This window comes from Jejuia pallidilutea (genome assembly GCF_002973595.1).
Lineage (GTDB): Bacteria > Bacteroidota > Bacteroidia > Flavobacteriales > Flavobacteriaceae > Jejuia > Jejuia pallidilutea.
The window spans coordinates 217,444-230,581 of the sequence record NZ_PVEO01000003.1 but is presented as its reverse complement, the minus strand read 5'-3'; the positions used below and the strand labels follow the sequence as shown (position 1 = coordinate 230,581).

Genomic DNA, 13,138 nt, shown 5'->3' with positions numbered 1-13,138 from the left:
ATTAAGTTTTTAAGAATACGCTAATAAACTGTGTTTTTGGGGTTTAGGCGATTTAATAATTTTAATAAATTCTGTAAAGTTGCCTTAAATTGCTGTAATTTGAATATAGAAGTGATTGTTTTTCAAGGTATTCAATAAAAAATGCGCAAGTAGCACTAACTATTGCGCATTTTTTATTGGTTTTATTGTTGTATTATTTAAATTCAAAAATGGTTATAGCTAATGGCGGAAGGGTGACCTCGGCTGAAAAATCCTTACCATTCCAAGTTTCCTTTTTAATAGTAATTTGTTTTTTGTTGGCAATACCACTACCACCAAATGCTGCCGCATCACTATTAAAAATTTCAACTAATTTACCTTTAATTGGTACACCAATTTTATAGCTTTTTCTAACTGAAGGAGTTAAGTTACACACCACTACCACTGGCGTTTGTTCATCGTACCCTTTTCTTATATATGATATTACGCAGTTTTCGTGGTCGTCGTAACTAATCCATTCAAACCCTTCACTACTAAACCCTTTTTCGTAAAGTGCAGGTGTAGATTTGTAGAGTTTATTTAAATGTTTAAAATAGTTTAAAGCATCTTGGTGTGGTTTAAAATCTAATAGGTTCCAGTCTAAACTACCTTGAAAATCCCATTCGTTGTATTGTCCAAATTCACTTCCCATAAACAATAGTTTTGTTCCTGGGTGTGTAAACATATAGCCGTATAGTAATCTTAGGTTTGCAAAACGCTGCCATTCGTCACCAGGCATTCTTCCTAAAATAGAATTTTTGCCATACACTACTTCATCATGAGATAATGGTAGCATAAAATTTTCAGTAAACGCATAAGCTAAACTAAATGTAATTTCGTTGTGGTGGTATTTTCTATAAATAGGGTCTTTTTTAAAATACTCTAAGGTATCGTGCATCCAGCCCATCATCCATTTCATACCAAAACCTAAACCACCCATAAATGTTGGTTTAGATACCATGGGGAAAGCTGTAGATTCTTCGGCTATGGTTTGTACATCTGGGAAAGAAGCATAAACTTCTTCGTTTAGTTGTTTTAAAAAATCTATAACAGCTAAATTTTCCCTACCACCGTAAATATTTGGCTCCCACTCGCCATCTTCTCTAGAATAATCTAAAAACAACATAGAGGCTACGGCATCTACACGCAACCCATCGGCATGGTATTGGTCTAACCAAAAAATGGCATTACTAATTAAAAAAGACCGTACTTCGTTGCGTTCGTAATTAAAAATTAAACTTTTCCAGTCTTGATGATAACCTTTACGCCTATCGGGGTGTTCGTATAAATGTGTGCCATCGAAAAATCCTAAACCATGCGCGTCTTCTGGAAAATGCGATGGCACCCAATCTAAAATAATTCCAATATCGTTTTGGTGAAGTTTATCTACTAAATATTTAAACTCCTCTGGGTAGCCGTAACGCGCTGTTGGTGCAAAATAACCTGTAAGTTGGTAGCCCCAAGACGGATCGTAAGGGTATTCCATAATGGGCATTAATTCTACGTGGGTAAAGTTCATCTCTTTAACGTAGTTTACCAAATCGTCTGCCAATTCGTGGTAAGACATAAACCTATTTTCTTCAACATTTTTTTTCCAAGAACCTAAATGTACTTCGTATACAGAAAATGGCGCATCTATAGCATTATTCTTTTTGCGCTTTTTCATCCAGCTACTGTCTTTCCACTTGTAGTTGTCGTCCCAAACAATAGACGCGGTTTTTGGAGGGTGTTCGCATCGTCTTGCGTAAGGATCGGCTTTTTCGGTTTTTACATCGTTGTGGTGACTTTGTATTTTATATTTGTAAATGGCGCCCTTTTCTACCAATGGAATAAAACCTTCCCAAATTCCGCTAGAATCCCAACGCACATTTAGTTGATGTTCGCCTTCCATCCAATAATTAAAATCGCCAATTACAGATACTTGTTTAGCGCTAGGTGCCCAAACAGCAAAATACACACCTTCTATACCATCTACGGTTACAAGGTGCGACCCAAATTTTTCATATAGTCTAAAATGCTTTCCGGCCTTAAATAAGTTAATATCGAATTCTGTAAATAAACTGTACGGTTTAACGTGTGCCATAGCTTGTTGTTAGTTGTTTATAATATTTGAAATTCCTTTTAAAGGAATAATTGCCCACTGCGGGCGCGAATTAAGCTCGTATCCTAACTCGTAAACTGCCTTTTCCAATAAGGCGTATTTTAATAGAAATATGCGTTCTTGATTGTAGCCAATATTTAAATTAGCATCTCTTACTTTGGTGATGTAGCTACCTAAAAATAGTCCTGTAATATAGTCATAAAGTAATTCTCCTGCATTAAAAATTTGCTCGGATGTATCTTCGTGGTGATTAAAAATGGTGGTATAAATAGCATAGTGAAAGCTTCTAAATAAACCAGCTACATCCTTTAAAGGCGGTTGTTTTACTTTTCTATCGCGAATAGTGCTTTCGGGTTCGCCTTCAAAATCTAAAATATAAAAATCGTTGTCTTTTACTAGAACTTGCCCTAAATGATAATCGCCATGTACTCGTATACGTTGGCCTTTTAGTTTGGTCCAATCAAAATTCACAAAACGTTTTCTAATGCTATTTTTTTTGTCTAAAAATTCTTGTGCTAATTCAAGCGCCATACCATTAAGTTTGTGTAGGTTGTTTTCAACGGTATTTAATCTGTTTTGAAATTGGTACAGCAATCTGTTTTTTAACCATACCTCGTAATCGCCATTGTAATGCGCAGGTGTAAACGCCATTTCTTCAAACTCAGAACCTAGCGCAACGTGCATTTCTGCGGTTCGTTTTGCTAAGGTTTGAATTTTTTTTAAAAAATCTAAACCTACCCAATCTATTAAAATAGGCGGAATATCGTTAATGCCCAACTTTAAAAACTGCTCGGTTTTAGGTACATCGTTTATATTGATGTTTTTGGTAAGAAAGGCTCTAAAAATTCTATCAAACTCTTTTAGCATATAATCCCAAGCATCGCCTTCGTTAGGAATCATTTTTTGCATTAAGGCAATGGTGATGATATCTTTTTCCGAGTCTATAATATTAATGCTACCTAAGTAAGGCGGCGTGTTTTTATACTCTTGTTTTTCAGATAAATACCGGCTCATTTCGTAATCAGGATTCTTATCAGAATAAATTCTTCTAAAGAACTTTAAAACGCAAGAGTTATTATAAATTATTGAAGTGTTGCTTTGTTCTAAGCCCATAAATTTAGAAGATTCGTAAGCTGGATCTTCAAGCAGTGCACTTTTATGGTACCTTACTTTGGTTCGGTCTACGGGTTCTGCTGTTATAATACGCTCAAAAACAAGTTTTCTAAAGGCTTCTAAATTTATGGCATCTATAATGTAACCATCGTTTCCATTGATTGAAATAGGAAGTATTCTGTCTTTCTCAGCTAACGATTCGTCGGTTACAAAAGCAATAGGCAAGAAATAGTGCTGGTAGAAAGCTTCTACGAAATCAACTTCTAAAATTAAGCCATAATAGACTTCTTCTTTTTGTTGAATTCTAAAATATTCTGAAAGCTCTATGTATTTTAACTTGCTGGCTTTACCTCCATACCAGCGTTGTTTTTGTATGTACTCTTCTAAAACATCTGATAAAAACACCGACATGAAGTTAGAGTCTTCAAGAAGTTGTTCCCATGCAACGTTAAAAACCAATGGTGTTTTTTTATTTGTTTTAGAAGAAGTTTCAGGCATATATTACTTGTTTATTTTAAAAATATGAAATGGTAAAGTGGGATGTAATTCCACAAAATTCCATTCGTTTTGCCAGTTGTAACGATTATCTGTTATTAAATCGTGCATTTCTAAATGATGTCCTGCGTGTACGCCCAATTCGTGTAATGGCAATTGTACTGTACCTTGCTGTGAGTTGTGAGCATCTAGGCTAATTACTACAAAAATATGATTGGTTTTGGCGTTGTTCCACTTATAAAACACTATTAAGTTATCGTTTTCAACATAACAGAATTTTATATTATTGGTTTGTTGAAGCGCCTCATTATTATGCCTTATGTAGTTTATTTTTGCAATTACCGTAGTAAGTTTGTTTTTAACATCCCAATTATAATGCGCAATTTGGAATTTTTCAGAATTTAGGTATTCTTCTTTTCCTAATAACGAATCAGATAACATATATTCAAAAACAGGACCGTAAATACCAATACTAGAGCTTAGTGTAGCAGCCAAAACATAGCGCTGCATGTGCTTAGATTCGCCTGTACCTTGTAGTGGAAACGGGTTAATATCTGGTGTATTTGGCCAGAAATTAGGCTGCATGTATTCCCTTAATTCTGTTTTGGTTAACTCTTCTACATATTCAATAAGTTCGTGCTTGGTATTTCGCCATGTAAAATAGGTATACGACTGTGTGTAGCCTTGTTTTGCTAGTTGTTGCATTACTTTAGGTGCGGTAAACGCTTCTGCTAGAAATATAACGTTAGGGTGCTTTTCTTTTACTTTGGTAATAATCCAATTCCAAAAATAAAACGGTTTGGTGTGTGGATTATCTACTCTAAAAATTTCTATCCCGCAATCTATCCAGTGTAATAAAATATCTAAACATTCGTTCCATAGGGCTTTATAATCTTCGCTCTCCCAATAAATAGGTAAAATATCTTGATATTTTTTTGGAGGGTTTTCGGCGTATTGTACGGTGCCATCTGGTCGCCATTTAAACCATTGTGGGTGTTCTTTTACCCAAGGATGGTCTGGAGCAGCCTGTAAAGCATAGTCCATAGCAATTTCTATATCCTGCTCTTTTGCCTTTTGAATTAAGGCTTTAAAATCGTTTAAACTTCCTAATTGCGGATGAATATCTTTATGTCCGCCATATTGAGAACCAATGCCCCATGTAGACCCAACATCGCCTTCTTTTGCCTCGGTAGTATTATTTTTTCCTTTACGGTTTACTTCTCCAATAGGATTAATGGGTGGTAAGTACACCACATCGAAGCCCATGTTTTTAATTCTAGGAAGTAATCTTTCACAGTCTTTAAAGGTACCATGAACGCCTTCATGCTCTGATGCAGAACGCGGAAAAAACTCATACCAAGTGCTAAACCTTGCCTTTTTTCTGTCTACATAAACTCGATAAGTTTTAGATGTGTTTTCTAAAAACTTTATGGGATTGTTATAAAAAATATTATACAACTTATCTGAAGTGGCTTCGTTTATAGCTTCACCATAAGTATCTTCGTTTTTAAAGATATCTTGTAAGTGTTTTAAATAGGCTTTATCTTCATTTAACGTTACCTTCTTTATAACTTGGTTTATGTATTCTGCACCTTCTAATAATTCAGAATTTACATATTGCCCATCCTCAATTTTTCTAATAATGCCATGTCGCCAATTTAACGCATAGTCTACCCAAGCTTCAACTTTATAATCGTAAAACCCTTGTTTTTCAACAGAAAAAGCGGTTTGCCATTCATCATTAAAATCTAAGGACATTCTGGTTTCATTCCACTGTTTATCGCTTTCGTGCTTAAATAAAACACTGGCGCTTAACACATCATGTCCGTCGGCTAAAATAAAAGCTCTTACGTTTACAATTTCGTTTACAACACGTTTGATATAAAAATCACCGCAATTAACACTAGGTGACACATAATCAATTACAACTCGTCTTTGGTCTTGCATATTAATGGGTTAGTTAAAAAAGTATATGATGTTTTATTGAATGGTGAATTTCTTTGGAAGTGTAGCGCCTTTTTTAATAACTACAATACCGTCTTTAATCAAATACATATCGGTTTCGGTATCTTCTAGGTGCTTTCCTCCATTAATTTTTACATCGTCTCCAATACGGCAGTTTTTATCAATAATTGCATTTTTAATAAAACAACGTTGGCCTATTCCTATTAAAATTTCTGTTTTGTCGCGATGTATCTCTTCAAGGGTTTCGTATTTATCGCTTCCCATCATATAGGTGTTTATAACGGTAGATTCGTCCCCAATTCTAGAGCGAATACCAATAACAGATTTTTCTATTTTGGCTGCGCTAATTATGCAACCTTCGGCAATAACAGATTTATCTACAATAGTACCCGATAACTTGGTGGTAGGTAACATTCTGGCTCTGGTGTAAATGCGTTTCTTTTTATCGTATAAATCAAACTTAGGAATATCGTCTGTTAAGCCAATATTAGCCTCGAAAAAGGAGTCTATATTTCCAATATCTGTCCAATACCCTTCGTATTGATAGCTTAATGTTTTATGCTTATCTATAGCATTAGGAATAATTTCTTTTCCAAAATCGTTAGTGTCTGGGTTTTCCATTAATTTGGTGAGCAAGTCTCTGTTAAACACGTAAATTCCCATAGATGCCAAATAATTGCGCCCTTGGTGTTTCATGTCTTCGCTTACTTCAGATGTCCATTCTGGCAGTAACTCAGCGGCAGGCTTTTCTATAAAAGATGTGATGGTATGTTTATCATCAGATTTTAAAATACCAAACTCTGTTGCTTCTTTGGCTGTTACAGGAATGGTGGCAATGGAAATTTCTGCGCCACTTTTTTCATGGGCATCTATCATTTTATCATAATCCATTTGATATAATTGATCTCCGGACAGGATTAAAAAATAATCGAATTCATGCCTTAAAAAATGGTGCATACTTTGGCGAACAGCATCGGCAGTTCCTTGAAACCATGTTTTATTTTGTGGTGTTTGTTCTGCAGCAAGTACATCAACAAATGCAGTACTAAAAAAACTAAAATGATACGTGTTTTTTATATGGCGGTTTAGCGAAGCAGAGTTAAACTGGGTTAATACATACATACGTTTAATATCGCAGTTAATACAGTTTGAAATAGGAATATCTACTAAACGGTATTTTCCTGCAATTGGTACTGCTGGTTTAGATCTGTCCTTGGTTAATGGGTATAATCTCGACCCTTGTCCGCCGCCCAATATAATGGCAAGTACTTTATTATTTATCATATCTAGTTATTTTTATTGCTGTTTTAGTTTAAATTAAAGACTTATATAATGATTCTACCTGTTTTGCAATGGCTACCCAATCAAAATGTTCTTCTACACGTTTTCTGCCTTTTTTGGCCATGGAATTTCTTAAGTCTTTATCATTTATTACTTTGTTGATACCATTGGCTAAATCTCTTGCAAATTTATCAGGGTTAATAGGCTCAAAAGGTGCTTCTGTTTGTTGTTCTAAAGGTACTAAAATACCAGTTTCACCATCAACCACCACTTCTTTTATACCTCCTACCGCACTTGCTACAACGGCTGTATTACATGCCATGGCTTCAATATTTATAATACCAAAGGGTTCATAAATTGAAGGACAACAAAAAACAGCGGCATGGGAGTATAGCTGAATGATTTCTTCTTTAGTTACCATTTTATCAATCCAAATCACGTTGTTGCGCGTTTTCTTTACTTCGTTTACGGCATCCTCCATTTCCTTACCAATTGCTTTGGTGTCTGGTGCGCCGGCACACAATACAATTTGCGTATCTGGATCTATATATTTTATAGCATTTACCAAGTGAATAATGCCTTTTTGTCGCGTAATTCTACCAACAAAAAGCACATAAGGTTTTGTTTTATCAACACCATAAGCATCTAAAGTTGATGTTTCTGATGTTTGTACATATTGCTGCAAATTAATACCGTTGTAAATTACTTTAACCTTGTTTTCATCAACATTAAAATGTTTTATAACATCGTCTTTAGTTTCTTCTGAAACTGCAATTAAGGCATCTGCCATTTCTATGGCGGTTTTTTCAACCCAAGAAGACGCATCGTAACCTCTACCCAATTGTTCGCGTTTCCACGGGCGCAATGGTTCTAGGGAATGTGTGGTAATTACCAAAGGTGTGCCATAACATAGTTTTGATACAATACCTGCAAAGTGTGCGTACCAGGTGTGGCAATGCACTACATCGGCATCTACAGCCTCGGCATTCATTTCTAAACAGGTGCTAAGGGTTTTAAAAACCGATTTTAGCTTATCGTCTGAATTTTTAAAAACACCATCTTCAAAAGGAAACCCTTTTACACTTAAGTTACCACTTTTAGAATCTTGGTCGCCAAAACAACGCACATCTAAGTCCATTAATTTAGATAATTCATCAGCTAAATATTCAACATGTACCCCGGCGCCACCGTAAACGTATGGTGGAAATTCTCTTGTGTAAAAAAGTGCTTTCATAAAGAAATATTGTGAATTTTATTTTAAAAAAACATCTTCAAAAAAAAGGAATTTAAAGTACACTTTATCCCTCTTAATCAGTATTATTTTAAAAATTATTAAATTGGTTTAAGAACGTTGTAAGCGTTTGAAATATAATAAAATACAGCCTAAAACTATGCGAAATTGTTAATAACAATTTTAGATGTTTTAGAGCTAACGTTTAATGGTAACAAACAGCTAGAACACAGTATTTTTGGGATTTCTGACAGTTTAGCTTTTAAAGGCGCTAAGCTAGAGATGTAAATTACAAAATAATTTATTAACAATTTTAGTTCTAAAGACTTTTGCAGAAAAAAAAGTGTTTTTTACCTAACAAAGCATTATTAATAAAAATTTAGCATTTATAATAAATACCATTGAAGAATATTAACGATTTACTTAAAAATTGTGAAGAAAACCAAAAGGAGCTATATTATTCAAAAAAAAAAGAGGTTTTTGAAAATAATTTAGTGTATTACAAGCGTATTAAAATATTCTGTAAATAATTTTTTCTTTTAATGTTTAAAAGCTTTAGGTTTCTTTTTGTAAAGGAATTATTAATCATTAAGTTTTAAAACCGCCATAAATGCCTGCTGAGGGATTTCTACATTACCTACTTGTCGCATGCGTTTTTTACCTTTTTTCTGCTTTTCTAAAAGCTTACGTTTACGCGAAATATCACCACCGTAACATTTTGCGGTAACATCTTTACGCAATGCTTTTACTGTTTCACGAGAAATAATTTTTGCGCCAATAGCCGCTTGAATAGGAATATCAAATTGCTGACGTGGAATTAATTCTTTTAATTTCTCACACATCTTTTTACCAATATGTTGCGCATTATCAGCATGTATTAACGCCGAAAGCGCATCAACAGGTTGGGCATTTAATAAAATATCTAAACGTACTAATTTAGATTGTTTCATACCTATAGGATGATAATCAAAAGACGCATAACCCTTAGATACGGTTTTTAGCCTATCGTAAAAATCAAAGACGATTTCTGCCAATGGCATTTCAAAAATTAGTTCAACACGTTCGGTTGTTAAATACGTTTGGTTTACAATAATGCCACGTTTTTCAATACATAACGACATTACATTACCCACAAAATCGGCTTTTGTAATTATGGTTGCTTTTATGTAAGGTTCTTCAACACGATTAAGTGTAGAAGGTTCGGGTAAATCAGATGGGTTATTTACAATAATAGCTTCATCTGGCGTTTTATTGGTATAAGCATGGTATGATACGTTAGGCACAGTAGTAATCACCGTCATATCAAACTCGCGCTCTAAACGTTCTTGTATAATTTCCATGTGAAGCATACCTAGGAAACCACAACGAAACCCAAAGCCTAAGGCAGCAGAACTCTCTGGTTGAAATACCAAAGAGGCATCGTTTAGCTGTAGTTTTTCCATCGATGCTCTCAAATCTTCGTAATCTTCTGTATCTACAGGATAAATACCAGCAAATACCATAGGTTTTACATCTTCAAAACCTTCTACAATATTGGTAGTGGGTTTTGCAAAATCGGTAATGGTATCGCCTACTTTTACCTCTTTTGCTGTTTTTATACCTGTTATTAAGTAACCAACATCTCCTGCTTTTACACTTTGTTTTGCAACTTGGGTAAGTTTTAAGGTACCAATTTCATCGGCATAATAGTCTTTACCGGTAGCCACAAATTTAATGTGTTGGCCTTTTTTAATTTCACCATTAAATACTCTAAAGTAGGTCTCAATACCACGAAACGTATTGTAAACCGAATCGAAAATTAAAGCTTGTAATGGTGCGTTTACATCGCCTTTTGGTGCTGGAATACGTTCAATAATAGCTTCTAAAATATTATCTACCCCAAATCCCGTTTTTCCACTGGCATGAATTACTTCTGCGGCATCGCAACCTAATAAATCTACAATATCATCGGTAACCTCTTCAGGGTTTGCACTTGGTAAATCTACTTTGTTTAACACAGGAATAATTTCCAAGTCGTTTTCTAACGCTAAGTATAAATTAGATATGGTTTGTGCTTGAATACTTTGGGCAGCATCAACAATTAAAAGGGCACCCTCGCAAGCAGCAATAGATCTTGAAACTTCATAAGAGAAATCTACGTGACCAGGCGTATCAATTAAATTTAAAACATATTTTTCACCTTTATATTCATAGTCCATTTGTATGGCATGCGACTTTATAGTAATACCACGTTCGCGTTCTAAATCCATATTATCAAGCAATTGGTCTTGCTTTTCTCTAGCGGTTACAGAGCCTGTATAATCTAATAACCGATCTGCAAGTGTACTCTTACCGTGATCTATATGTGCAATAATGCAAAAATTCCTGATGTTTTTCATAGTCAATAATCTTCATAAAAAGATTTCGCAAAGATAAGTTAATTATTGTGCTAAATATACTTTTAAAATTAGTGTTGTAATTCGTTAATAAATAAATTTACATTACGATTTATTTATTTTAGAACACCTATACTCTTAGTCCTGCCACTCAGCGATAAAAAGGTTGGTGTCGCGTCCGCCACCATTGTTTCTGTTAGAAGAAAACGCAAGATACTTTCCATCGTTGGAAAACACAGGAAACGCATCAAACGTTTCGCTATGGGTAACGCGTTCTAAATTTTTACCATCAATATCGATTAGGTATAAATTAAATGGAAACCCGCGTTCTGCTTCAAAATTTGAAGAAAACAATATTTTTTTTCCTGAAGGATGAAAAAACGGACTCCAATTGGCATTGCCTAAATCGGTTAACTGTCGTAAATCACTTCCGTCTGCATTACAAATATAAAGTTCCATATCGGTGGGTTCAACTAAACCTTCGGCCAATAATTCTTTGTACTCTTTAATTTCTTGTTCTGTTTTAGGTCGCGAAGACCTAAAGATAATTTTGGTTCCATCTGGTGAAAAGAAGGCGCCACCGTCATACCCTAATGCGTTAGTTATTTGTTTTACGTTGCTTCCATCTAAATTCATGGTGTACAATTCTAAATCGCCACTTCGTGTTGATGTAAAAACTATTTTATCTCCTTTAGGCGATACGGTTGGTTCTGCATCATAGCCCTTTTCGTTGGTTAGTTGTTTTACAATATTGCCTTGTAAATCTGCCACAAAAATATCGTAGGTATCATACACAGGCCATATGTATTTTCCGTTTTTTCGCAAGGGTGTTTCTGGGCATTTTTCGTCACCTAAATGTGTTGATGCGTAAATTATGTGCTTGTTGTCTGGTAAAAAATAAGAGCAAGTGGTACGCCCTTTTCCTGTAGAAACCATAGGCGGTGCTATGCTATCGGTAAACGTGTCGTTAGCATTCATTAAAAACATTTGGTCGCAGCTTACATTCCATTTCTTGTTGTTAGATTGAAACACAATTTGTTTATCATCAAAACTCCAATAAGCCTCGGCATTATCGCCACCAAAAGTTACCTGTCTTATAGATTTAAAGTGTTTTTCACCTGGATAAATTAGAGAGTCTTGGACCTTAACAGTTTCATTTATGGTTTTTGTAGTTTGCTTCTTTTCGTTTTTACAATTAAAAAGACATACGATGCAAATTATAAGCGAAAAATATTTCATTCTAAAAATGTTATGGGTATTGATTAAATTTGAACAAAATTAATACTTAAAACTATGAAATACATAGCGATACTTCTTTTTTTACTTGTACTAAGTGCTTGTAAAACCAAAACAGTAGCACCGGTGACGATACAGGATGATGTTGTTTTTTTGTCTGCGGACTCCTTAGAAGGAAGGCAAACAGGGACTGATGGCGAAAGAATTGCGGCAAATTATATTGCAAATCGTTTTGAGAACTTAGGCTTAGAGCAGAAAGGTACCAGTGGTTATTTTCAAACATTTTCTTTTAAACCAAAAACCAATCCGCACCAAACCGTTACTTATACTGTAAAGGATGGGGACAGCACAATAACAGGTACAAATGTTTTGGCATATTTGAATAATAATGCCGAAAATACCATTGTTATAGGAGCGCACTACGACCATTTAGGTTACGGCGCAGAAGGATCGTTACATAGAGGCGAAAAAGCAATACATAATGGAGCTGATGATAATGCTAGCGGTGTAGCCGTAATGTTAAATTTGGCTGAAAAGCTTAAAGGTAAAAACACCAATAACAACTATCTTTTTATGGCATTTTCTGGTGAAGAAATGGGCTTGTTGGGGTCTAACTATTTTGTGAAAAACCCAACCATAGACACCAAGAAAGTGAATTATATGATAAATATGGATATGGTGGGTAGACTGAAGGCCGATAGTACTTTGGCAGTTTATGGTGTTGGTACATCGCCCATTTTAAAACAAACGCTGAAGGCACATAACAATAGCTTTAAATTAATTGTAAAAGAATCTGGTATTGGTCCTAGCGATCACACGTCGTTTTACAATGCAGATATTCCTGTGTTACACTTTTTTACGGGACAACACGAAGATTATCACAAACCCAGTGACGATTTCGATAAGTTGAATTACCAAGGTATGCAAACCATTTCTAATTATATTTTTGAAGTGATTTCAGATTTAGACGATAACGGCAAATTGCCATTTAGAAAAACTAAAAATGAAAGTGAAGAAACCCCAAGATTTAAAGTGGGTTTAGGCGTAATACCAGATTATATGTTTGACGGAAAGGGTATGCGAATTGATGGTTTAAGTGAAGACAAGCCAGCACAAAAAGCAGGATTGCAAAAAGGCGATATTGTGGTGAAACTTGGCGATAGTGCCGTTGTAGATATGATGAGCTACATGAAAGTGTTAGCCACTTTTGAAAAGGGCGATAAAACTAAAGTTATAGTAAACAGAAAAGGTGAAATGGTTGAGGCTGAGATTAACTTTTAAAATGTTTTTAGAAAGATCTCGCAGATTTTAAAGCCTGCGAGG

General features: G+C 34.9%; 8 protein-coding genes. 1 reads left to right on the top strand and 7 read right to left on the bottom strand.

The annotated features are described in order from the left end of the window. Positions 1 to 193: 193 nt before the first annotated feature. The 7 genes from glgB to CLV33_RS07040 all read right to left on the bottom strand — a co-directional run bounded on the left by glgB (position 194) and on the right by CLV33_RS07040 (position 11,818). The gene (glgB, locus tag CLV33_RS07070; protein ID WP_105473302.1) at positions 194 to 2,101 is read right to left on the bottom strand and encodes a 1,4-alpha-glucan branching protein GlgB; all 1,908 of its coding nucleotides are present in this window, start codon (positions 2,099 to 2,101) and stop codon (positions 194 to 196) included. A gap of 9 nt (positions 2,102 to 2,110) precedes the next feature. After that, positions 2,111 to 3,730, bottom strand: a complete 1,620-nt coding sequence (locus CLV33_RS07065) for a maltokinase N-terminal cap-like domain-containing protein (protein ID WP_105473301.1) — start codon at positions 3,728 to 3,730, stop codon at positions 2,111 to 2,113. Positions 3,731 to 3,733: 3 nt separating this feature from the next. Continuing rightward, on the bottom strand, positions 3,734 to 5,674 hold the full coding sequence (locus tag CLV33_RS07060) for an alpha-1,4-glucan--maltose-1-phosphate maltosyltransferase (protein WP_105473300.1): 1,941 nt from the start codon (positions 5,672 to 5,674) through the stop codon (positions 3,734 to 3,736). 33 nt (positions 5,675 to 5,707) lie between these two features. Beyond that, a complete protein-coding gene (locus CLV33_RS07055) occupies positions 5,708 to 6,976 on the bottom strand; it encodes a glucose-1-phosphate adenylyltransferase (protein ID WP_105473299.1) in 1,269 nt (422 codons plus the stop codon). Positions 6,977 to 7,004: 28 nt separating this feature from the next. Next, positions 7,005 to 8,207: a glycogen synthase gene (gene glgA, locus CLV33_RS07050; protein ID WP_105473298.1), complete on the bottom strand. Its 1,203-nt coding sequence runs from the start codon at positions 8,205 to 8,207 to the stop codon at positions 7,005 to 7,007. Positions 8,208 to 8,785: 578 nt separating this feature from the next. Next, positions 8,786 to 10,582 (bottom strand): translation elongation factor 4, encoded by a 1,797-nt coding sequence (gene lepA / locus CLV33_RS07045; RefSeq protein ID WP_042240304.1) that lies wholly within the window; start codon positions 10,580 to 10,582, stop codon positions 8,786 to 8,788. Between the two features lie 135 nt (positions 10,583 to 10,717). Then, complete coding sequence (locus CLV33_RS07040) at positions 10,718 to 11,818, bottom strand: TolB family protein (protein ID WP_105473297.1); 1,101 nt, start codon at positions 11,816 to 11,818, stop codon at positions 10,718 to 10,720. A 54-nt stretch (positions 11,819 to 11,872) separates the two neighbouring features. On the opposite strand from CLV33_RS07040, the gene CLV33_RS07035 reads away from it, so the two are divergent. Next, on the top strand, positions 11,873 to 13,096 hold the full coding sequence (locus CLV33_RS07035; RefSeq protein WP_105473296.1) for a M20/M25/M40 family metallo-hydrolase: 1,224 nt from the start codon (positions 11,873 to 11,875) through the stop codon (positions 13,094 to 13,096). Positions 13,097 to 13,138: the final 42 nt, after the last annotated feature.